We start from the raw sequence: 23853 nt of genomic DNA on the forward strand, positions 1-23853 counted from the left end.
GAAAACGTATCGATGCTAGTAATTAGCCTTGAGACTCGCTTCGGGAAAAGCCTTCAGGGTCAGGCTCATGTAAACGAGAAATTCGTTGCCCAATTGTTGATCATTACTCCGCATGGTTGTGGTCAGCGCCATGCTCCATGCGCTCAAGTCGCGGTAAATCGTATAACTTTGATCCTGGAACTTGCCGGTCGTACCCTCAAAGCCGAATGTTTGCGAAACACGCCAGTTTTCATTCAAACGCCAGAAGGTGCTGAAGGTCACATAATCGGCGTTGTCGATTTGCAGGGTGGGGAAATTGACGTGGTTCAGATGGTTGTATCCAACCGTAAGATCAATTGCGGGATGCACCTGCCACGTCAGGTTGGTCGTCATTTCATCAAAGCCGTTCGATTCGACGGCTGTGGCGGAATAAAAATCCAAAGTCAGCCAGGGAACGGGATAAAGGTTCACATCATTGTAAATCTCGGAATAGGTGCTGTCGTTCAGGATGCCTTCATTCACACTGTGGCTGAAATTTGCCTGCGTGTAGAGGTTCCAATCCACCAAATCGTAATTTTTCCCGTCCCGCCTCGTCTGCAATTTGTTCCGGACCCCCTGCTTGATGGACTCCTGCCTGTCAATCGAATCGATCGAGTTGAAAAATGAATAATCCAGCGGCGCCAGCCGCGTGGAGGGAATACGGCTGTCAAACCCCATGATATCATTCGGGCTCGATCCTTGATAATCGGTAAAGGCCGCCTCGGCGTAGGGCTCCATCACATGCCGCAATCCATCAATGCCCAAACCGGGATTCTGAAGATCCGACCAGGTTTTGGAAACCTTGAAGGATGCATCCAACCCCGCATTATACACAAACCTCCCCGCGCTATTCATGGGATCCTGGTTTAGCGGATCATTATTGTGGGTGTATTCCGTCGCGCGGACACCCGCCTTGGGCGTCAACGAAAGCCAGTCGAAATACTGACGCGGATAACTCAATTCGTGAAACGTGTCGTAGCGCACCGCATCATAACCAACCGCAGCAGGCCCCAAATCCCGGTCAAATCTGCGCGCAAAATTGACAACTGACGATTCGCCCTCGTAGCTGAACGGCGTATTGGCAAGCTGCTGCCGCTTGAAATCGAAGGATAATTCCGGTTTCCGCTCCGTTACATTGAAAAGATTGCTGAACTGCGCGCGGCCCAGCAGGGTGCCTGTGAAATTCGGGTCGTAATAGACCAGGTCCGCAACGTTGTCCGGCTGGACCCGCTTTTGGTATTCGCTCGGGAAAAAGTCCTCGGTCACCGTTTTATCGCTCCAAAGATTCAAATCGGCCATGGTCGAAATCTCAGGCGAAAGCTGGTATTTGGCCAGGTACGAATAGCGGTAACGCTTGTTGGGAGGAATGGTAAGGCGGTCCGGGGGGCCTGAGCCAATGCCGGGATTTTGATCATCAATGTAAAAGGATTTGAATTCCCCATGGTCTCCCGGCCGCGGATCATAGGAAAAATCCACTCCCCCGCCCTGCCCGCGCCGGGTGTATTCACCCGCATGCAGCGTTGTCTTCCAATTCGCATTCAACGCCGTGCTGTACGAGCCGATGGCATAAACGCCCAACCTCGAACTGGAGCCGACGGTGAAATCAAAAAAATTGTCCCACTTGAGCGGCACGGCCGCATAGGGCAGCCACATCACCGGTACGTCTCCGACGTAAATACCCACATTCTTGAAAATGATCCGGTCGTCGGGATAATATTCCACCGTCTGCGCTTTTACTTTGTAACCCGGGTTTTCCCGGTTCTCGGTCGTGATGCCGCCGTTCTTGATGATATAGACATTCGGCGTCGGGGATTCGATCTGTTTGCCAAACGCATAAATCCGATCCATCGAATTGCGGAATTCCTGCGACTGGATCTGCTTGGTGTCGATGTTGTACGTGAAAAATTCGCCGCGATAAATTTTATTGTTGGAAAAAATGCGGACATTGCCCTTGGCCGTCAGTTCCCGCCTGTCCCTGTCAAAACTCACTTGATCGGCATAAATCGTGTCTTCCCCGTGGCGGACCACCACATTGCCTTCCGCATAGGCAATGCCACCCTGGTAACGATTCTCACCATCGGCAGAAATTTCTATGGGAGCGGCATCCTTGGCGGTATCTTTGCTCACAGGAGCAGGCCCGGCTTGCAGGGGTAATACCCCCGCGGCCGCCATAAGGACCATGGTGAAGCTGTAGCCTAGACTTTTCAAGGAATCGATTTATTAGCACCCGTACGCACCCGCTGCCAACTAGAAAAGCAGCTTAAAATCCTGCCAGACTGCATTTTCCTTTTGCGGAGCGTAAAAAAACCCGCAACTCCCGGCAAAGGAAATGATTGCAAAACATGACTTTCCCGTCAATCCACGCCCTATTAACCCGACCTAGCGGCGCTCAAATATAAGTTTTGCTGCTTGATGTAGGCGGCCACCCCAAGCCCAACCAACCCCTCCAAAGCCAGCCCCTGCCGAACCCTAAGCCGGATTTCCGTGCCTGAAACTTCCGGAATTTCAACCTCCGGCCACTGGCATTGTAAGTCCGAATAAATCCCGTCCTTCTCCGGAAGCGCTACCCCTTTCCTCTTGAAAACCAAAAAATCCACCCGTTTCGACCACTCGCCAAACCTGTGCCAGTGCGGCAAGGCACTGTATTGATCCAGTCCGATAATGAGAAACCAGCGCGATTCAGGCCTGCTGTTTTGCAAATAATCCAGAGTTTGCCAAGTGTAGGACGGCCCTTCCCTATCGATTTCATAGCGCGAAATTTCCACCCGCTCCATCCCTTGGAAGGCCTTCTGCAGCATACGGTAACGATGTTCCGAACTCGTCGGCGCCTCGTGGTCTGGGCTCGGAAGTTTATGGGGAGAGAGGTAACAGGGCATCACCACCACACGATCCAGGCCCCAAGCCAATGCTTCGCGCACCATGGCCTCGTGCCCCAGATGCACCGGGTCAAATGTCCCGCCAAATAAACCGATTTTTTTCATCTTTTATAAGATTTTTGTTTTCACGCCCTTTATAATCACTATTATTTTTTCTTACGTATGCAGGTCTTTGTTCCTAAGGAAACTGATTCAAAAGAACGACGTATCCCGGTAGTCCCGGCCACCGTCTCCAAGCTGACTGCACTGGGGGCTCAGGTTCAAGTCGAAAAAGACTTGGGCCAAGCCATCCACTTTACCGATGCCGATTACCAGGCAGCCGGGGCGGCCATTATTACCAACCGCCAGGAGGGGCTGGGTACCGCCGACATGATCCTGAGGCTTAACAAGCCGCCCGAACAGGAGATTCCTTTCATCAAAAAGGGCTGCATCCATGTCAGTTACCTCGACCCGTTCAATCATCCCCTGCTCACGCAAAAGCTCGCGGACGCGGGCGCAAGCGCCATTTGCGTGGAATTCATCCCCCGCACGACGCGAGCCCAGACAATGGACGTGCTCTCCTCCCAAGCCAACCTAGGCGGTTACGAGGCGGTCATCCTGGCCGCGCGTTATTCCAACAAGATTTTCCCAATGATGACCACGGCGGCGGGCACGATTCTGCCGTCCAAGGTGTTCATCGTCGGCGTCGGCGTCGCCGGTTTGCAGGCGATTGCCACGGCGAAACGCCTCGGCGCGAAAGTCACCGCTTATGACAGCCGGCCCGTGGTTGAGGAGCAGGTGAGGTCGCTCGGCGGACAGTTTTTGAAGATTGACCTGGGCGAAACCGGCCAGACCAGGGACGGCTACGCCAAGGCGCTGACCGAGGAGCAAATTCAGAAGCAGCGCGACGCAATGAAGAAGACTTGCGGCGATTCCGATGTGGTCATCACCACCGCCCAGGTGTTTGGGCGCAAAGCGCCGGTGCTCGTCACCGCTGAAATGCTCAACGCCATGAAACCCGGCAGCGTCGTGATTGACATGGCGGTCGAGACCGGCGGCAATGTCGAGGGCGTAAAATACGGTGAAGTGATTGACCGCAACGGCGTGAAAATCGTCGGCATCGCAAACCTGCCCGGCCGCGCGCCTCTCCATGCCAGCCAGGTTTATTCCGCCAACCTCCTGGCGCTCATCAGCGAATTCTGGGACAAGGAGAAAAAGTCCTTCGTGCTGAACCTGGATGACGAAATCATCAAGGGCTGCCTCGTCACGCACGGCGGCAGGATTGTGAACGAAAAACTCAGCCCCCAAACCAACTGATTATTTTATGAGCGAACAAATCCTGATCCTGTTCATCTTCGTGCTCGCGGCTTTCGTGGGCTTTGAAGTCATTTCCAAGGTGCCGTCGCTGCTGCACACGCCGCTGATGTCCGGCACCAACGCCATTCACGGCATCATCCTGCTCGGCGGCATGCTGGTGCTCGCCGCCGCAGACAGCGTACTGGTGCAGGCGTTCGGCTTCATCGCGGTGATTTTCGGCTCGGCCAACGTCTTCGGCGGGTTCATGGTCACGGACCGCATGCTGCAAATGTTCAAGAAAAAGAAATAACATGACATCCACGCTTGCCCTCATTTTCATTGGTGTCGCGGTCCTGTTCATCCTCGGGATGAAATTTTTGAGTTCGCCGAAAACGGCGCGCTCCGGAAACCTCATCGCCGCCGCCGCCATGTTGGTCGCCCTGCTCGCGACGATACCGCTGATGCGTTTTGCGGAAGGACATGAACAACTCAACATTCTTCTCATGATCGCCGGCATTTTGATCGGCCTCGGGCTCGGCGCCTTCGGGGCCTATTCGGTCAAAATGACCTCGATGCCACAGATGGTCGCGGCGTTCAATGGTCTCGGCGGCGGAGCGGCGGCGCTGGTCGCGGGCCTGGAATTTCTGCGGTGCTCGCACAGTCCGGAAGGCCTCACGGCATCCACGGCGGTTCCGATGTTGTTTGCCACGCTCATTGGTTCGCTGTCATTTTCCGGCAGCATCATCGCCTATTTGAAATTGGAGGGAAAATTTGAAAAGCCGTACACATTCCCCGGCCAGAATTTTTTCAACGGCCTAATCCTGCTCGTCATGCTCGGCCTGGCCGCTTACTTGATGGCCAACCATCAGGTCGGCCCGGCGGCGTTCATCATCATGTCTGCGCTGGCGCTGTTCTTCGGCATCGCGATGGTCATGCCTATTGGCGGGGCGGACATGCCGGTCGTCATCTCGCTCCTCAACTCCTTCACCGGACTGGCCGTGGCCGGGGACGGTTTTGTCATCCATAATCTTTCGATGATCGTCGCCGGCACGCTCGTCGGGTCTTCCGGCACGCTGCTCACCCTGCTCATGTGCAAGGCGATGAACCGGCCCGTCACCAACGTCTTATTCGGCGCCTTTGGCTCCAGCGGAGGAAGTGTGGGCGCCGCGGAAGGGATAGCCGGCACAGTCAAACCGATTCAGGCCGACGAAGCCGCGTTGCTGCTGGCCTATGCGCAACGGGTCGTGGTCGTGCCCGGCTACGGCATGGCCGTGGCGCAGGCGCAGCACCAGGTGCGCGAGCTTTCCGACGAACTCGGCAAACACGGCGTGGAAGTCCAGTTCGCCATTCATCCGGTTGCGGGCCGCATGCCCGGCCACATGAACGTCCTGCTCGCCGAGGCGGATGTGCCTTACGACCAACTCCAGGAAATGGAAACCATCAACCCTTCGATGGACCGCGTGGACGTTTGCCTCGTCATCGGCGCCAACGACGTGGTAAATCCCGCCGCGCACGAGGATAAGACCAGCCCGATTTACGGCATGCCCATCATTAAAGCCGAGCACGCCAAGACCGTCATCGTCATGAAACGCTCGATGGCCAAGGGCTTCGCAGGCATCGAAAACCATCTGTTCTACAAGGACAACACCCGGATGCTCTTCGGCGACGCCAAGGAATCCCTGACCAAACTCGTCCAGGCCGTCCAGCAAACCTGAGCGCATTTTTAACGCAACTCGCGATATATATCGCGAGCGGGAGGGCGTAAGGCGCAAAGACGCCAGAAATATTGTCTCTACAGGAGCGCGGGCGTCCCGCCCGCTTCTTCCGGCATCCTGCCGGAAGGTTTCTTTTGCTGCCCTCTGTTTTATGCGTCCGCATGAAAAGACGAGCGCCGCTGTCGCCCCATTTAATTTAAAAAATCTCGTCTATTTGGATCGGCATGAATAGCCTGTGCCAACGATAATTATATTCGTGCTTTTGTCCCAAGGAAACTACGAGACCACAGAAAAAGCCGTCCGAGCGATTCGGCTGTATTTAGCATAATCCGCTGATATCCTCATTTGTCATGTTTATCGACCGCTGCAGAATTTGGGCCAAGGGGGGAAAAGGAGGCGACGGCTGCTCCAGTTTTCGCAGGGAGAAATACGTCCCCAAGGGCGGACCGGACGGCGGCGACGGCGGCCGTGGCGGCAGCGTGATCCTGGAAGTCGATCCCCAGTTGAACAATCTGGTTCATCTCAAATTCCAACCCCACCAATTTGCCGCAAGCGGCAGGAACGGCATGGGCGCCCTCAAAACCGGGAAGAGCGGTTCCGACCTCGTCATCAAAGTCCCGCCCGGCACCATGGTCTATTATCTCCCGACTGCGGAAGGCAATTTTGAACGAGCTGTCGATCTGGCCTGCGGTGAACCGGCGGCGGATATGCTCAAACCGGGCCAGACCTTCGTGCTGGCAGCCGGCGGGCGCGGTGGCCGTGGCAACACCCACTTCAAAAGTTCCGTCAACAAAGCCCCTCGCAGGAAAGACGACGGCGAACCCGGCGAGGAAAAACAATATTTCCTGGAATTGAAATCAATTGCCGATGTCGGTCTGGTCGGCTTCCCCAATGCCGGGAAATCGAGCCTGCTGGCCGCTGTTTCCGCAGCCAAACCCAAGGTCGCCCCCTATCCTTTCACCACGCTGGTTCCCATGATCGGCATCGTGGAAATGGACAATTACACCCGTTTCACCGTTGCCGATATTCCCGGGCTGATCGAAGGCGCAAACGAGGGCGTCGGTCTGGGCCACGATTTTTTGCGGCACATCGAGCGCTGCCGTCTGTTGGTCTTTGTACTCGACATGGCGGGTTCCGAGAACCGCGACCCGGTGGAGGATTACCGCAAGCTGCGGACCGAATTAAAATTGCACAACCCCCTGTTGGCGGAGCGTCCGTTTATCATTGCGGCGAATAAAATGGACCTGCCCGAAGCGTCCGCGCACTTGAAAAATTTTAAAAAGAAATTCCGCCAAAAGATCATCCCGATCTCCACATCGGAACGCGAAGGCATCGATGTACTGGTGAAAGAACTCAGCCAGCGCCTTCCGGAACGCTAAAAATAGCAGCGCGTCTCCGAAATACCCAACACCTGTTCTCTCACGAAGACACGAAGATCACGGAGAAATCGGGACATGAGAATGTCCCGGGATTTTATGCGTACAGCACGAACTCTAACTCACCTGACAATCAGGATGCCGGCGATTGTTTCTGCAAAGAGCTTATGCCCTGCCGGGGAGAGATGAAGACCGTCCAACGTCGCACCCTCAGTGCCTAGAATCTTCGTGAAGTACCGCTTTGGAATCAAAGTTACACCATACTTCCTTGCCAGGTCCCGTTGCGCCTCACCAAATGCATTCTTGAATGGATAGAGTGGAAGTTCAACCATCAAAATGTGATGCCTGCCTTGATGAAGTCGATCGAGGATACTCTCCAGTCCCTTTCGGAACTGTTCGGATGAAGAAGGACCCAGGAGGTCGTTCCCTCCGATTTCCAAAATTACAACGGATGGAATGTTGGGGATTTTTGCAATTTGCTCCTGTGCGCTTTGTACATTGGCACCCGGTAGAGCCAGATTGCTCACACTAAGACCGGTCATATCAGATAGCAAAGGCGGCCACAACACTGTGTCTCGCCCCATCCCGGCGCTGATAGAGTCCCCAACAACATAAATCCGAGTGTGGGCCGACATCGTAAAAACAGGACTCAACTGGTTCAAAGATTCCTGGACCGCCACTGCGATTGAAACCACAACGACTCCCGCAGCAAATATGGCACGCAATCGTCGTGAATGTTTCCGATTACGAAACTGATTGATATATAAAAGAAATCCTGCTGTAAAAACGCACAATAAGACATATTCCCATGCTGGCAGAGGTGTGGCTGAAAGCAGCACCACAACCAAAGAGACAAGGCAGCCGATATTCGCCGATGATTGTGCAAGGCGGCTTTTCGAGAAAATAGTGGTTGTGACTGATGCCAGAAGCAATCCGATCCCAATGAAAAAGGCGGTTCCATCCGCAAGACCAAGTGCAATCTGATTCATTTTAAGTACTGTTCGGGCTGCAACAGATAAAATCAAGGGCAAACAACTCGGAATCGGCACTTACAAAGTAATCTTTGCGCTCAGAGTTCATCGTTTATCTCTTCTGAATAAACTTCCAAAGCGGTGTCGCATTCGACGGCTGCCGAACTTGCCACCGCACTCCATATCGCTTTCGACCAGAATCTTGGAGTACGCCGACAGAGCGTCAACGGTAAATTCCGCCTATTCCCACTCGATGGTCGCCGGCGGCTTGGAGCTGATGTCCAGCACCACCCGGTTCACGCCCTTGACTTCATTAATGATCCGGGTCGAAAGCTTGCCCAACAGATCATAGGGCAATTTCGCCCAGTCGGCTGTCATGGCATCCTGGCTTTCCACCGCGCGCACCGCGATGGTGAAATCGTAGGTCCGCTCGTCTCCCATCACCCCGACGCTTCGCACCGGAAGCAAAACGGCAAACGACTGCCAGATTTTGTAATACCAGCCGCTTAGCTTCATTTCCTCGACAACGACGGCATCCGCCTCGCGCAGAATTTGCAATTTGGCGCGGTCCACCGGTCCCAGGCAACGCACAGCCAGGCCGGGGCCCGGGAACGGCTGGCGCCAGACCATTTCCTTCGGCAAACCAAGCGCTTCGCCCACCGCGCGCACCTCGTCCTTGAAAAGCTGGCTCAAGGGCTCAATCAGCTTGAATTTCATCCGTTTCGGCAGGCCGCCGACATTGTGGTGCGACTTGATCAGCGCGGCCGGGTTGCCGTCGATCGAAACGCTTTCGATGATGTCGGGATACAGCGTGCCTTGCGCGAGAAACTTCGCCTTCCCAACCGAGCGGGTGGCGGCTTCAAACACACGGATGAATTCAGTGCCGATGATCTTGCGCTTCCGCTCGGGATCGCTCACACCCCTGAGCCTGGACAGGAAGCGGTCCGAGGCATCGACGACCTTGAGCTTCAAGCCCAGGCCCTTGCCGAAAATCCGTTTCACGCTTTCCACTTCATTGGCTCTTAACAATCCATTATCAACCAAAATACAGACCAACTGGCCGCCAATGGCCCGGTGCAGCAGGGCGGCAGCCACGCTGGAATCCACCCCGCCGCTCAAACCAAGGATCACCCGGTCCTTCCCGACCTTGTCCCTGATTTCCTCCACTGTTTTGTCAATAAACGAGGACATCGTCCAGGTTCCCTTGCAACCGCAGACGCCCTTGACAAAGTTATGGATAATCTCCCTGCCGCGCGGCGTGTGCGCCACCTCGGGATGGAATTGCAGGCCGAAGATGTTTCCCTTTTGCACCACGGCATAGGCGGAGTTTTCCGTTTTGCCCGCCGCTTTAAAGCCCCTGGGCAGGCGCGTGACTTTGTCGCCATGACTGTTCCAGATTTCAATGGAACCGGACAATCCCCGGAATAATCCGCATTTCCGGTCCACCTGTAACAGGCCCCGGCCATATTCGCGCCTCTGGCTTTTGGCCACTTCACCGCCCAGGAAATGGGCGAGCAATTGCATGCCATAACAAATCCCAAGGATGGGAATGCCCAGGTTGAAAATTTCCGGGTCGGGCTTGGGCGCGTCTTTTGCATAAACGCTGGCCGGACCGCCGGAAAGAATGATGCCCCGGGGCCGCAGGCTGGCGATTTTGCGGGCGCCGGTGGAATAGGGCACAATTTCGGAATAGACATTGGCCTCGCGGATGCGGCGGGCGATGACTTGGGTGTACTGGGAGCCAAAATCCAGAATAAGTATGCGTTCGGGTGTTTCCATGAAAGGTCTCAATAAGGGCCAAAGAGTCAAATACTGTCAGAGGGTTCGGACAGTTTGTCCAGCCTGATTCGCGCTCCACAGGACGGGCAACGGACCGAAACAATGGCCTGGCCGGCTTGAATTTTGTGCGAGCAGATCGTGCAACGATAGCTTCTGCGCGCGCTGCGTGAAAACCGGTATTGCCTCCATGCGGAAATTAACCATGCGGCAAAAATCACCGCAAGAAAAACAAACAGGTACCCCAGAAAGAGCGAGAGAAAATCGATTTTCATGGCGCGGGCGGGGCCGCCGGGGCCGGCTTTTCCTTGAAATGCCAGTAGATCAACGCCTTCCCCCACTGCGTCGGGGTGTCTGCAGCGGGCGCGAATTTCCAGTTCCTCAACTCGCGCACCGCAAGCTGGTCCACGCTTGAATCTTCGCAGGAACTGTCCACCAGTATATTTTCAATCATCCCCTCTTCATTGACCGAGAAGGAAAGTACGGTGGTCTTTAAATCCCGATCCACCGCGGGCTGGGGCAATTCCGTCCTTTTTTGGATGGCGCGTTCCGCCAGGCCTCCCGTGATCTGCACAACAGTCCCGCTAAGCTGAGGCGGTATTTCAATCTGCAGTCCCTTGGGATCAGGCTTCGATTCCTTCAAACTATCCGACACCTGTTGCGACAGCGATGCGATGTCGTCTTTCAGGACAAACTCACGGAACTGCTGGGGCAGCGGCGCGGACTCAGGCCCTTTTTGTTTCCATTCAGGCAGGCTCGAAATCCGCGACAACTCGGGCAGGGGGCTGCGGGGCAGCGCCATCACGCTCGGATCACGCCAATCCATCCAGACCATGCTCCCGGCGGCCACCGTGTCTGCTCCACCAGCCGACAGCAAAGTCACCTGCTGCGGACGCTGCGGCACACCGGCAGACGGCGGAGTCTCCACCTTGAAAATAAAAAAACAGCCCAAATGGCCCGCCAGCGAAATCAAAACAAGCAGTCCAAGCCAGCGCCGCTCCGGAGGCAGCAATCCTTCCCAGAGTTCATGCAGAGGCTGGGCATTCATGGACCGGAGTCCGCTCCCGGCGGCTGGGTCGCAATGACCACGCCGACATCGGCGGCAAGCGCGTGCGTGAGAATTTCCGTGACGAAACCATGCGGGACATTTCGGTCGGCGCGCAGCACGACCGTGGCATCGGCCTGCTTTTTCGAAATCCGCTTCAATTCTCCCTCGAGTTTTTCCATCGTGATCACCTGGTCGTTCAGAAAAATAACCGGGGGATCCTGCGCGGTGACGTTGAGAACATAGCGGATATCCCGGATGCCGCCATGCGAAGGCCCGCGCGGGAGATTCACCTTGACCCCCGGCTGGAGCACAAAGGTGGAGCTGAGAATGAAAAAGATGATCAGCGTCAGGACCATGTCGATCAACGGCGTCATGTCAAATCCCGCACCCAGCGGCTTGATATTCCTGCGTAATTTCATGGCATTAAATGGGACAACACGAAAAACATTTTAACAAAGAAAACATGGAGATTCAGGAGAAACTCAACAACCTCGAACAAACTCTGTGATCTTTTTGTGAAATCCTGTTCATCCTGTAAATCCTGTCCTAAATGGGCCTCCGGAAAGGTTGGACCTCCAAATAACCAAACAGCTTTTAACGGCCCGGCTCACTCTTGGCATCGGTACTTTTGTTGTCTGCACTTTTGGCATCCGTACCTTTGATTTCCGGCTTCGCGACAACGGGTTCTTTCTTGCCGTCATCGGCCCCGATTTTCTCCGGCGGGGCCTCCTGCAGCAGATGCACCACCTCAATCCCCGCCCGTTCCATGTCGGTCACGATGGCGTTAAGCCGGGACACAAGGTAATTATAGGCCACATAACACGGAATGGCCACCACCAGGCCGCCGGCCGTGGTGATCAGGGCTTCCCAAATACCCCCCGCCAGGTCGCCGATGGGAGCGGCGCCCATCGCTTCGTTCATTTTAATAAAAGCCTTGATCATGCCGGTCACCGTTCCCAACAGCCCCAGCAACGGCGAAACACAGGCCACCGTCGTGAGCAGGATCATGTTCGCTTCAAGGCGCGGCATTTGCAGTTGCGCCACTTCCTGGACGATCTCCTTCAGCTCGGCCTTGGGCATGTTTCGCTTGAGCACGGCTGTTTGCACAACCCGGACCGCGGGGCCGTAGGCTTCGTCACAACGTTCGAGCACCTCGTTGTAACGTCCTTGGCGCAACAGATTGGCTATGCCCTTGAGAAAGTGGTCAAGATTGAGCGAGCAGCGATGATAAAAAATCAGGCGTTCGGCAAAAACACCCACCGCCAGTACGCTGCCGAAAAGCAGGAACCACATGATGGGGCCCCCGCGCTGCATGATGTCTAAAGGACCCGATATCATGATCTTGATTGTTTCCGGGAAAAATTCCCCCGGCCTCTGTTACCAGATGAAAGAACGGGTCTGGGCGACAATTTTGCCGTTCCTCACCACCGAAATGCGCCAGGAATTCACATCGCCGAATTCCTTGTACGTTTCGCCGGTAATCGAAAAATGGCCTTTGACGCTGCCTTCAATGCCTTTGTAGGGAATTTCCAGCGTGGTCACCTTGTCGCGCGTGTGCGACTGGCGGTAGTCCATCCGCAAAATCAAATCAGCCGCAGGGCCTTTATTCGCCCAGTTCACCGTATAATAATGGCCTTTGCGCGATTCCAATTGCGCCTGGGTCACCGCCCCGTAGTTATAGTATTTGAATTCCTCCGCAATGCTCTGGTTATTACCCGTATGGGTCACGCTGGGATCGTTCAAGAAATCATACACCTTGCCGATGCCGATCTTGGCATCCAATTCCACCGGCAGGTCCCAGGGCTCAACCCGCGGAGGATACGCCTTGGCTGGCGGAAGTTGGGATTGGGCGGCCGTTTCATTCTTGCTTGCGTCGGGAGCCTGCACAGAAACGGGCTCTGGAGCCTGTTTTTTCGACGGCTTTGGGTTGTCCGCCAGGAGCTGCGCCCCTGCGGCAAGAAGGATCAAGGTAAGAAGGACTGAAATTCGCATACTTTTTAATAGCGGCAAGGGCTGATAAGTGTCAATTCCGCTCGTTCGCCCCCTGAACCAGAAAAGTAATCTCCCCTCTGACCTTGCCCGCCCGGAAATACGCCAAAACCTCTTCAGGAGTGCCCCGTTTGACCTCCTCAAACTTTTTGGTCAGCTCCCGCGCCACGCAAACCGCATTCTGGGGAATCACAGCCACGCAATCCTCCAGGGTCCGCAGGAGCCGGTAGGGAGACTCAAAATATACGCTGGTGCTGTCGCGCCCGGCTGCGGCCAGCAATTCCTTCTGCCGTGCTCCTCCTTTGACCGGCAAAAAGCCGCCAAAATAAAACGGTGTAATCTTCATCCCGGACGCCACCAACGCATGCAATACGGCCGACGGTCCCGGAATCACCTCCACATCGACTCCCTGTTTCAAGCAATCCCGGATCAGGCGCTCTCCCGGATCTGAAATCCCCGGCATGCCGGCATCGCTGACCAGCGCGATCGACTCACCCCGCTCAAAACGGGAGGCGAACTCTTCCTTGCGCCGTGCTTCGTTGAATTTGTGGTAACTCACCTGGGACTTGGAAATTTCGTAATGCTGCAACAGCAAACCCGTATGACGCGTGTCCTCCGCGGCGATGAGGCTCACTTCCTTCAAGACCCGCAAGGCCCGTATCGTCAAGTCTTCCAGATTTCCGATCGGCGTTGCGACCACATAAAGCTTTCCTGGCATCCGGACATCCTGCGCGAAAAGGAGCGCGGGGCAATTCCGATTTCGGCCATGCTGTTTATAGAGTGCGGTGACAAGTCCGCCAGCCGCCGGGGACACGACACCGCTTTGGATTCCACGTTTATTCGTTCCGACACAGCGATACGAATGGAGGTACGATCACTGTGCCGTCCCATTGGTGTTGGCATAATACCCACTAATTCAGACGCAGTGCCAACACACTCACAACATTGTATAAGCAAAACAATCTCCGGCCATATTTTACTTATATAATCTGCTCCCGTTATTTTTGTGAATAACATTAAATTGTAACAAACTTGAAATTGACTCATAATACCTCATGGCTTTAGGTGTGAGGCCATGCTTGGAAAATCTTCAATCAGGATTTTCTTTTTTTGTGTCAGCGGCTGCCTTTTACCTGAATGGCATGGTCTTGTGGCAGATGCCGCGGGCACTTTGGCCTGTATTTCCGATACCCGTACCCCTGCCATCCCATGCTGTGATCGAAGAGCCTTCGGTGTGTCATTTATAATTATATAAGCAGTCAGCACAACAAACCTCTGACTACCCGATCCGGTCATTTTAGCCTTTAAACAGAAACAATAAAGGAAGGAACCTTATGAAAAATACAGAAAAATGGGTATGTCTTGCTGCTTTGGCAATTTTGAGTGCGACAGCCGCCAGAGCGGACACCATCAATAGCGGAGTTTACATTGGAAACCTCTCAATCCAGCCAGATACCGGGGCCAATCCTGTTGAAGCGGGCGACCTCACCCTATCCGGCGCATTGGATGTATTTGGCAATACTTTGAACTTGGGCACCGCAGGTTCCAGCCCTGGAATTAGTTTTACCTATACAGACGATGCTACTGGACAAACCACCACGATCAACTTGGCCGGAGCGCGTAACAGCACGACTTGGCGCTGGCAGCAGAACAGCAGTGGAGGGATGAAGGATAAGATGAAACTGGATCAGAACAACGTGCTGACGATACAGGCGCCGGACTACTCCGGTGGAAACGCGGGAAAAATTGTCCTGACACCCAACACCAGTGGCAGCCAGATCACCATTGACGGGAATGCATTGCTGACGGCCTCGGCCGCTGCGGGCATCTATTTAACTCAAAGCGCGGCGGACCAAAGATATACCCTGGCAAATTCAATTTGGGCAGCGTCAGGCTCGAATGGAATTGTCACTTCTGATTCGGTTGGGATTGGAACCAGCAATCCAAATCCCAATACGGCTTTAACAGTATCCGGTGGTGCTGCGGGAACGGCGTTACAGTTATATGCACGTTCTACCGACGGACAATCTACTCCCGTATTTTCCGTGGGAGATGCGATTGTGCCTAATCGGAATTGGATTGACTCGTACGGAATCATGAGAGTTGGAACAGGATTGGTGGTCGGTTCAAATACATTCAATGACCCCAATGTCGGCACCACGTTTCCAGTGGGATTGTATGTTGTAGGCGGCTCTTGCTCCATGTTTGTTTATGGCACGGACAGTAGCGACGACAGGGCGATGATGAGATTTAGATCCAAAAACTCAGCCTTGATGTACATGGGAGTAAAATATAATTCCGGCATGACGCAGTGCGGTTTTTTTAATCAAAACGGCGATTCTAACAATCCGTTAATGGTTATAAATAACGGCAATGCCGGCAATTCCGGCGGACAAGTCGGGATTGGCACAGGCAATCCGGCTGCGCAGTTGCAAATCAATGTGGCCAATCCAACTTATATCGGGCAAATAGTGAAGGGGGCAGCCTCACAAACAGCCAACCTCACACAGTGGCAGAATAGTTCAGGAACGGTATTGGCGAAAATTGATGCCAATGGAAATTTCACGACTAACGGTAATGCCACAGTTACCGGCAGCATGGCTGTGCAAGGCCCGATCACCGCCGCTCCCGGTGGAAACATCCCCATGTTCACAGGCAATTGATTGGAGCTTTTACCCGCATGACGCGACACTTTCCACGAGTTGTTCCACTAGGAGCACAGGCGTCCCACCTGCTCCTTCCGGCATCATGCCGGAAGGCTTTCTTTGTTTTTACGCGCCTCTGGAGAGTTGTTCACAGTTCCCGTTCCGTCCTTCGTCCTCTTGCGTCTTTTGCCCTTTGCGTCTTGGCGTTAAATTGCTTGGCTCCCTCTCTCTCCGCCACCCAGCCGGCTTGGTGGACCGCCCGCGGCGCGGTTAGCAGCTCTCTGAGCGCGAATGACTACGCGGTAGTCAACCAGGGCCAGCTCAAGCAGTTCACCCAAAAAGCCGTCCAAGAAATGAACGTCGGCCTGGCTGGTGGAGCGGGCAGCGACCTCAACACCCTCGTCACCGGCTGGCAGCAGGAATACCAAGCCAACGGTTGGAACGGGACCAACCCAAAGCCCTCCGACTTCACGGTAATGACCGTCGGCCAATTAAAATACATCGCCGGCAAAATCTGGAGCCGGTTGGTGGCCGCCGGCTACACCGCCTCAGCGCCCTCCTGGCTTGCCGTCAACGCAGCCACCGATAACCAGGCTGCCAACCTCGGTCAGCTCAAAACCGTCTTTAACTTTAATCTGAGCAACTTTCTGCCCGCCGCCTGGCAACAACAGAACTTTGGACATACTGGCGTGGATCCCAATGCCGATCCCGATGGCGACGGGCTCAGTAACCTCCAAGAATATCAGGGAGGCAGCGATCCCAACAACTATTACAACCAGGACTCCTACACCATCACCCCGCAGGTCACGATCGTCAGCGGAAACAACCAGACAAGTGATCCTGGTACCTTTGCAGCAAATCCTTTGCTTATCCAAGTAACCGACAGTGCAACAGGCCTGCCGCTCTCCAATGCGCCAATAACATTTAGTGTCACGCAAGGCGGAGGCAAGCTTACGACCATAAACACGCCCGTCGCCCAGCAATACGACAGCCTGCCCATGCGGACTGACATCAACGGCTATGCTGTTGTTTATCAAGGAACAACTGCAAATGTTTATTATTTGCAACCTGCCGGGGAAGGAATAATCAGCCAGATCAGCGTCACAGCGGGAACCGGGTTCCCCGCCCAATTTACGGTTACCACCAATTATATCAGTGTCCCGGCCGACCCAAGCAATTTCAGCGTGACCACAAACGGAGACGGCAGCCTGACTTACTCCTGGCAGGATAATTCCGGCAATGAGACGGGCTTTGTCATCCAGTATCAGCAAAGCAACGGCAATTGGGTACAGTTGGGAACGGTCGGCGCCAACCAAACCAGCTTCACCGTGGACGCCGCCACAGCCGCCGCCGCAGGCGTCAACGGTTCAACCAATGCCCGCAGCGTGGCCACCAACCCAGCCGGACAGTCAGGCGGTTCCAACCAAAGCAATCCCCCGCCGCCGATTCCTTCCTCTCCGACAAGCCTGAGCGGATCGTTTGACGATTCCGGCAACATGAACCTTTCCTGGACGCCTTCAGCGGGGGCAACCAGTTATCAGATCGAACGCGAAACGCTGAGCACAGGAACCTGGGAAAATCTGGGCACCGCAACGGGTGCCACTTATCAGGACACGAGCAGAACGGCCGGAACTGGTTATCATTACCGGGTCAGCGCAATCAATTCGACCGGCTCGGCAACTTCGAATGAATTCCCGGCTTCCAGCTATGCGGTGATTGATCTGGGATTGAATTTTGTGCCGGTTGGGATTAATAACAGCGGTGTGGTGGCGGGAAACGGGCCTCCAGACGGCAACCCAACAGGCGCTTGGGTCCCGCAAGTCTGGAATCAGGGGGTTCTGACTGCGCTTCAATTGTACCCGGGAAACGGGGTTAGCAGCTCTATTACCAGCATCGACGACTCCAACCACATCACGGGGCAGATTCTTGGCAATGTTTACGATTCGGATGGTAACCCGATCGGAAATGATTCCGCCGCCGGTTACTGGACCAGTACGACAGAAGTACCCCTACGTATTGGACTGGGATGGCAGGGTGTCATGGGAGGACCCAACGATACAGGACCTGCAATCATCAGCGACGAGGGCTTTATCGTGGGACATGGCGAAGGAGGTTATGTGCTCCAGTTTGATCCATCGGATGCCCCGCCGAATTTAGCTCATCTTTTATCGGACACTTTAACTCGCGTCGATGTAACCGGAGCAGCAGGGACTTCGAGTTGGTGTGGGTATGGGTACTACGGACCCGGACCGGTCATAAACGGAACGACCTATACCACTTCTCCCACGCTCCATCCGTATGCCATTAACGATAGCAACCTGGTCGTGGGCGGAGACGGTTCCAATGCCAAGCTGGTGCAGGTTTCAGGATCAACCCTTCAAATCACCAACCTGGGCTCGGGCGCAGCAAAAGCCCTCAACAACCACACCAGCACCATCAGCGGCAGTTCCACCCCAACGCCTCAGATCATTGGATTCGATGGCCCAGGCAACGGCACACTCTGGGAAAAGACCAAGTTCGACGGCAGCTCCTCGGACACCTATATCAAAAAGAATCTTAACGATCTAATCCCAACAACAAGCGGCTGGGTTTTGCAAAGCCCCACCTACTCCAGCCCCTGCGTCGCCATCAACAACTCGGCCCTAATCGTCGGCACCGCAACCTACTCAGGCTCCGATTCCTCCATCGCCCCAGGCCAGCACGGAATCATGCTGATTCCGTTTGAAGTGGTTAGGGAAACTCAACCCGGAAGCAGCCAATATCATAAAATAGACCAAGTCCCGCTTTTCCAGGGCGACCCCAGGCAGTTTGGAGAAAACGATACTGGGGTAGAATCCATCCCCCTCAATATTACACCCCAAATGACAATTTCAGCCGGTGCCTTTTCGGCGGATCAGCCCGACAGCATATTTGTTCATCTGGATGGCAAAGCGACGGGGGAATTCAACGGGACTTTGGTGGAAACCGGAAACAATACAAACACATTTGCCAACAATGATGGCACTGTGACTGTTGTTTTGAACTCCGCGAATGCAAATGCCTGGCAGGCCATCGTTTCAGTTGCGGCCTTGGGTTACTCAAATACACCATTCACGTTGAAGCACACCGGAACGAATACTTATGCCTCCTTTGTGCAATTGGCTGAGGCAGACAATGTTTATTTGGACGACGGAGCCATTGATACGCTTCATATCAGCATCCTGTATGGTGACGCCAATTCTCCAGTGGCCAATCTGGGCCAGCCTTTGGCTGTAACCGCGGTTGAAACAGGAGCCAATACTCGCCAATTTGTTGATGCTGCCAATGGCATAACTGTCCAAGTACTCAACAATCCCACCTTCGACAGTTCCGCTATTGATGTTCTTCAATGCAAAATTTACACCACAACTGATCCACAGAGCGCGGTGACCGTTGAACTTCTTGAAACAGGCCCCAATACAAGGAATTTCACCAGTCAGACCCGCCAAATTAGCCTGCTTGATGACCATAGCAGCGAAGCCAACGATCCGGAAACCCTAGGCAGCGGAGTGTGTTTTGTAAAAATGCCACAGATAACCGGCTTGAATTCGATTAAAATTCATACTTCGGATCAAGAAAATGATCCGGGGGTGGAAGTTCCGCTTCAGGCCATGCCAAATCAGCCAGGCATGATGATTTCAGAGCCGTTCATCTTACTGCCCCAAGACTCGCAGAAAGAATATGCCCACTATAACAGCACCACTCTTCATAACGTGCGTTCCGCAGTCAGCAATGCCGATCACATCAACTATAACTTTGTATTTGATAATGCCCCGGACACAAAAAGTGGCGTCAAGACAGCAGTTCAGCGCGGGCTTTTTGCTGCGTGGTCAGTCCCTGAAATGATGAGAGGAAACCCCGAAGTCGAAAGGCATTTGCGGGGCTATCCGGATGCTGCAACAGAAAGCCAGAATGTGCCGCCGGATTCCGTTATACAACAGGATGAGCAGCGGATGCTAAATAGCCTTGCAAATGTCCGAACGGATGGAGATGCCAATCTTGAATTATACGGCAATGTCAGAAACAAGAATTTGCTTTGGGCTGACAATACCGACATCGGAGACGTGCTGCGCCGCTATGATTATGTTCTATTGGCCTGTCACGGGATGACCCGTGCTTCGCATTTCGATTTTTATCAAACCCCGGAAGCTCCCCGTGTTGGGTTCCAAGGCTTTGTTTTAATGAAACACCAGAACGGCAACATACAATTTCAGGGTTACACGCCTGACGATGTCAAGATGATGACTTTGTTGGCGGCACCGAAACTTGTGTTCCTGAGCGCATGTGGCTCGGCAGAAAATCGGCAAGGAGCCAAGACCCAGGAAATGCGGGATGCCTTCCGTTCCTATGTCTATATTGGCTGGAGCGACGAAGTCTTCATGCGCCAGGCAGCGTATGCAGAGGAGAGATTTTTCAAAGAGTTTAAAGAGGATACAACAGTTCTGACAGCCCTTGACCGCGCCAGTTCAGAATCGCCGGCCAAAATCGAATTGGCTGACATGGCCAATCACCCGGATGAAGTAATTGCGCAATTGAATAGGTTGGAAGATATTGCGCCCAGTTCTTATACGGCAAAGCAATTGATTGAAAAGAAGGTGCCTGGGACCGTGCAAAATCCATGAAACAAATCGCCTTCATCACATTGATATTATTTGGCTGTTGGGCACAGGCAGTCCCAATGGCTTCCCCATCAGATACAGAAACAGACTCGGAAAGCGCCTGCCGTCACAAAACCAGTGTTCTGGTTGATAAAATCAACCAGTTTTATTTGGAGAATGGGTTTAAATCTTCATTGATACAAGTTTCGAAATGGAAACTGGAGTTGACAGATGCTCCACATGACTACCACCAGGGGGCAATTCGATTAAATGGTTATAAAGATCCGAATCCAAGCCAGGTTGCAACATTCAATTTTTTACAAACATCATTCAAATTTATTCAGTTTTTTAATGATAACTATCATGCAAACGCACCTTTCTATGACGCGCCCGAACGAATTCCCAAATGGCCAAAGGAGAAGGCGGAACAGTTAGCCTCCGAGTTTGCTAAAATTTTTTTGCAAGATTGGAATCTTGCAGACTTTAAATTTGAAAAAGTTGTTTGGGAATCAAATTCAGGCGGCGGGGGACCAATAGGTAAGCCCATGAAGTACAGCGAGGGTTATTGGATTGCAATTCTCCGGCGCACAACTCCCTCTGGAGTTCCTTTTGATGATGATTCGATTATGGTCGATATTAGTGAAACGTATGGCCCATACATCCTGAGTCTGTTTTATTTGACCCACTATGAAGAAAAGCCATACCAAAAAATTGGCGAAGACAAGGGCTTGCAGCTTGCCAACGAAAAACTGCCTGAAATCCTGAAGCTGCAGGGGTTGGTTTCGGATACCAAGACCATCAGTGTTTTAGAAAAGCCCAGGATCCGGGAAGTCATTGTTCGTCCCAATTATTGGCCCAAAACTTCCAAGCGACCCGTCACCTTGGAAGAGCGGTCTGAGGGCCGCCCCGCTTACATCGTCACGTACCATGTTTTAACAGCAGTAGGAAATAAACCTGTTGTGGTGTACATTGATTCCGAAACGGGCGATTTTTTGGGCGGAAATTACTAACGCTTTTGTCGGATGTGAAAAGTTCAGGACTTTTCACTATGCTCTGTTCTCCGCCAGGGAACATTTTGGGTGCGGGTGAACCAACGGAAATACAAACCGCCCCTATCCCGACAGACAAAGTGGGCAATCTTTTTACTTGGGGCACCTCATATATCCACAGCGTGGGAACTTTGTGGGTGTTTGTCGGAACTGAGTTCAATTCATGTTGGAACTTTGTCGGAACATCGTTGGAAATCATGCCCCCATCCCAACGTCAAGGCCTCCAAAAATGACCTCCTAAACGGTTGGCCTTGGAGTTGAAGGGACGCAGAACACGGCACCCCGAACAGGTTCGGTCAAGGGCCGTTCACGGTGCATCCGTCATGCTTCATTGATGCTTCAGTCATTCTTCTTTTGTGCATCACCATGCTCCGCACTGTCGATTGATACCTGTGCCACCGAGATGCTCCGGGGCGGCGCTTCCGTCCGGCATGTGCAGGAAATGCTCGGTCACAGCCAGATTACCACCACCCAGGTGTACACCCGCGTTGTGCCGGTCGATCTAAAAAAGGTTCATCAAAAAACTTCTCCCAGCGAACGGTTGAAAAAGATCGACGTGCCTGCCTTCCAGCGCCTCGGCTGGGGCGGAGAAAAAAGACACAGGAAATGGCGTGCTTCCACTCCCGCAAAGGCATAGCGTGAACCCAGTGAATGTCCCAAGTCTCTATCTGGATACTTCCGTCATCGGCGGGTATTATGATCCTCCATTCCAAGTTGCGACTCGTGAGTTGTGGCAAAAACAGCAGGCGGGAAAATACCGGTTCGTCTCCTCCCTGCTGGTGGATTTTGAAATCTCCACCGCACCCCAGCAAGTGCAGGACTTGATGCAACGCACCTTTACAGAAGCCGACTTGTTGCCGCTCACAGTGGAAGTGGAGGCATTGGCCCGGGCTTATATGGCTAAAAAAATTGTCCCATCCAAATATGCCGACGATGCCACCCATGTGGCCATTGCCGTGGTACATCGAGTGCCGGTGTTGGTCAGTTGGAACTTCAAACATCTGGTCAACCGAGATCGACGCACCGCGTTCAACGCGGTAAATTTGTTGCAGGGGTATCCTCCAGTGGATATATTGAGTCCGTTGGAGTTGTAAAATTATGGCAACGCGCAAAAAAACAGTGGATGCATTGGCGATATCCCGACGAGGCCGGGAACGAGTGAGTGCGTTATTGTCCCGGTTAAGCCACAAGGAAAAAGTGGCTTTGCTCAATACGCGCTTGTCCCGGTTCCGGCATGGCAAACCTTTAAAGATCGCTGCCTAATCCGTTCTGGTGCCGTCTTGGTGAGCCGCAGGGTTGCCACGTCAACGTGCTCTCAAAGCCAAAACTGTCTAAACAGCCGTAAAGTTGGCTCGACTCTCATTCTTTAGCTGCCAGATTAAGAGCCGTGGGCTACTTCCTGAAACCCGAGATAGGTACAGGGAAAAACCGCGCTTTTTGGCGCGGGTCAAATGGAAATAATGCCCTAATCGTCGGCACCGCAACCTACTCCGGCTCCGACAACTCCATCGCCCCAGGCCAGCACGGAATCATGTTGATTCCGTTTGAAGTGGTTAGGGAAACTCAACCCGGAAGCGGCCAATATCTTTTTGGGGTCAACTCTCAAGAGGCTGTTGAAAAAGGGGATAAGTTAGCTTGAACATAGTGTACGGCCTGCTTGTCTAATCAGGATGCGTGGACGACAGCAAAAGCAGCAACCCTTGTTTGTGAATATCCGGCTGGAGGAGATGGTTCCGGGGAATCATCTTTTACGGCGCATCGAGCGCAAGATTGACTTCAACTTCATCGACCAAAAGACCCAGGACCTCTACAGCACAATCGGAAGGCCGTCAATTGATCCCCAAGTTTTGGTGCGAATGATGTTTATCGGGTATCTTTTTGGCATTCATTCGGAACGCCGTCTGTGCCAGGAAGTGCATTTGAATCTGGCTTACCGTTGGTTCTGCGGCTTGGGACTGGAAGACAAGGTGCCGGATCATTCGACCTTCACCAAGAACCGGCATGGGCGTTTTGCCGGAACGACCTTGTTCCGGGATTTATTTTATGCGGTGGTGGACCAAGCCTTGGCGCGGGGCTTGATCCAAGGGCGGCATTTGAGTGTCGATGCCACCACGATGCAGGCCAATGCCTCCTTGGACAGTCTGGAGCCGATTGTTGTCCCCATGAGTGCGGAAGGCTACTGGCAGGAGGTCGAGGCGCAGAATCCGGTGCCGGAGGAAAACCCGCCGGATCCGAATCCGGATTCCAAAACGGACAAACCTAAAATCAGCAACGCAACTCACCGCAGCCAGAGTGCTCCCCAAGCCAGACTCTTTGCCAAACGTTTTGAGAAGACCCGCCTGCCTTACTCGGACAATGTGTTAATGGATAATGGAAGCCGGTTTATTTTGGACGTTGAGGTGACCGAACCCAATGTGCATCAGGAGGGCCAAGCCGCCGCATCGATGGTGCAACGCAGCCGCTTTCGTTTAAAAATTGATCCTCAAAGCATAGGTGGAG

At 53.5% G+C, this 23853-nt stretch carries 20 protein-coding genes; 11 read left to right on the forward strand and 9 right to left on the reverse strand.

Annotation, left to right across the window (positions count from 1 at the left end; all coding sequences use genetic code 11):
* Positions 1-15: 15 nt before the first annotated feature.
* A complete protein-coding gene (locus tag PHD76_10500) occupies positions 16-2226 on the reverse strand; it encodes a hypothetical protein (protein MDD5262262.1) in 2211 nt (736 codons plus the stop codon).
* Positions 2227-2387: 161 nt separating this feature from the next.
* Entirely contained in the window at positions 2388-2999 is a 612-nt protein-coding gene (gene nadD, locus PHD76_10505) for a nicotinate (nicotinamide) nucleotide adenylyltransferase (protein MDD5262263.1), read from the reverse strand.
* Between the two features lie 57 nt (positions 3000-3056).
* On the opposite strand from nadD, the gene PHD76_10510 reads away from it, so the two are divergent.
* From PHD76_10510 to obgE, 4 genes are all read left to right on the forward strand, one after another.
* Positions 3057-4190 (forward strand): Re/Si-specific NAD(P)(+) transhydrogenase subunit alpha, encoded by a 1134-nt coding sequence (locus PHD76_10510; protein MDD5262264.1) that lies wholly within the window; start codon positions 3057-3059, stop codon positions 4188-4190.
* Between the two features lie 7 nt (positions 4191-4197).
* Complete coding sequence (locus tag PHD76_10515) at positions 4198-4479, forward strand: NAD(P) transhydrogenase subunit alpha (protein ID MDD5262265.1); 282 nt, start codon at positions 4198-4200, stop codon at positions 4477-4479.
* Between the two features lies 1 nt (position 4480).
* Positions 4481-5884: an NAD(P)(+) transhydrogenase (Re/Si-specific) subunit beta gene (locus PHD76_10520; protein MDD5262266.1), complete on the forward strand. Its 1404-nt coding sequence runs from the start codon at positions 4481-4483 to the stop codon at positions 5882-5884.
* 350 nt (positions 5885-6234) lie between these two features.
* Entirely contained in the window at positions 6235-7263 is a 1029-nt protein-coding gene (obgE, locus tag PHD76_10525; GenBank protein ID MDD5262267.1) for a GTPase ObgE, read from the forward strand.
* A gap of 119 nt (positions 7264-7382) precedes the next feature.
* On the opposite strand, the gene PHD76_10530 is transcribed toward obgE, so the two are convergent.
* From PHD76_10530 to rsmI, 7 genes are all read right to left on the reverse strand, one after another.
* Complete coding sequence (locus PHD76_10530; protein MDD5262268.1) at positions 7383-8249, reverse strand: SGNH/GDSL hydrolase family protein; 867 nt, start codon at positions 8247-8249, stop codon at positions 7383-7385.
* A 222-nt stretch (positions 8250-8471) separates the two neighbouring features.
* The gene (gene guaA / locus PHD76_10535; GenBank protein ID MDD5262269.1) at positions 8472-10010 is read right to left on the reverse strand and encodes a glutamine-hydrolyzing GMP synthase; all 1539 of its coding nucleotides are present in this window, start codon (positions 10008-10010) and stop codon (positions 8472-8474) included.
* Positions 10011-10278: 268 nt separating this feature from the next.
* Complete coding sequence (locus PHD76_10540) at positions 10279-11055, reverse strand: energy transducer TonB (protein ID MDD5262270.1); 777 nt, start codon at positions 11053-11055, stop codon at positions 10279-10281.
* Positions 11052-11474 (reverse strand): biopolymer transporter ExbD, encoded by a 423-nt coding sequence (locus tag PHD76_10545; GenBank protein ID MDD5262271.1) that lies wholly within the window; start codon positions 11472-11474, stop codon positions 11052-11054. The genes PHD76_10540 and PHD76_10545 overlap by 4 nt, the downstream gene beginning before the upstream one ends.
* Before the next feature lie 175 nt (positions 11475-11649).
* Positions 11650-12393: a MotA/TolQ/ExbB proton channel family protein gene (locus PHD76_10550; protein ID MDD5262272.1), complete on the reverse strand. Its 744-nt coding sequence runs from the start codon at positions 12391-12393 to the stop codon at positions 11650-11652.
* Between the two features lie 39 nt (positions 12394-12432).
* Positions 12433-13047, reverse strand: a complete 615-nt coding sequence (locus PHD76_10555) for a hypothetical protein (protein MDD5262273.1) — start codon at positions 13045-13047, stop codon at positions 12433-12435.
* Between the two features lie 31 nt (positions 13048-13078).
* Positions 13079-13762, reverse strand: coding sequence for a 16S rRNA (cytidine(1402)-2'-O)-methyltransferase (gene rsmI / locus PHD76_10560; protein MDD5262274.1), 684 nt, complete (start codon positions 13760-13762; stop codon positions 13079-13081).
* A gap of 616 nt (positions 13763-14378) precedes the next feature.
* On the opposite strand from rsmI, the gene PHD76_10565 reads away from it, so the two are divergent.
* From PHD76_10565 to PHD76_10595, 7 genes are all read left to right on the forward strand, one after another.
* Complete coding sequence (locus PHD76_10565) at positions 14379-15707, forward strand: hypothetical protein (GenBank protein MDD5262275.1); 1329 nt, start codon at positions 14379-14381, stop codon at positions 15705-15707.
* 197 nt (positions 15708-15904) lie between these two features.
* On the forward strand, positions 15905-20329 hold the full coding sequence (locus PHD76_10570; protein MDD5262276.1) for a hypothetical protein: 4425 nt from the start codon (positions 15905-15907) through the stop codon (positions 20327-20329).
* Positions 20326-21315: a hypothetical protein gene (locus PHD76_10575; GenBank protein MDD5262277.1), complete on the forward strand. Its 990-nt coding sequence runs from the start codon at positions 20326-20328 to the stop codon at positions 21313-21315. Before PHD76_10570 ends, PHD76_10575 begins: the two co-directional genes overlap by 4 nt.
* Positions 21316-21688: 373 nt before the next feature.
* Positions 21689-21991 (forward strand): tyrosine-type recombinase/integrase, encoded by a 303-nt coding sequence (locus PHD76_10580; protein ID MDD5262278.1) that lies wholly within the window; start codon positions 21689-21691, stop codon positions 21989-21991.
* 1 nt (position 21992) lies between these two features.
* Positions 21993-22448, forward strand: coding sequence for a hypothetical protein (locus tag PHD76_10585; protein ID MDD5262279.1), 456 nt, complete (start codon positions 21993-21995; stop codon positions 22446-22448).
* A gap of 293 nt (positions 22449-22741) precedes the next feature.
* The gene (locus tag PHD76_10590; protein ID MDD5262280.1) at positions 22742-22993 is read left to right on the forward strand and encodes a hypothetical protein; all 252 of its coding nucleotides are present in this window, start codon (positions 22742-22744) and stop codon (positions 22991-22993) included.
* Between the two features lie 31 nt (positions 22994-23024).
* Positions 23025-23853, forward strand: an 829-nt coding sequence (locus PHD76_10595) for a transposase (protein ID MDD5262281.1), incomplete at its 3' end; no start/stop codon positions are given.

The organism is Candidatus Methylacidiphilales bacterium, assembly GCA_028713655.1.
Taxonomy (GTDB): domain Bacteria; phylum Verrucomicrobiota; class Verrucomicrobiia; order Methylacidiphilales; family JAAUTS01; genus JAQTNW01.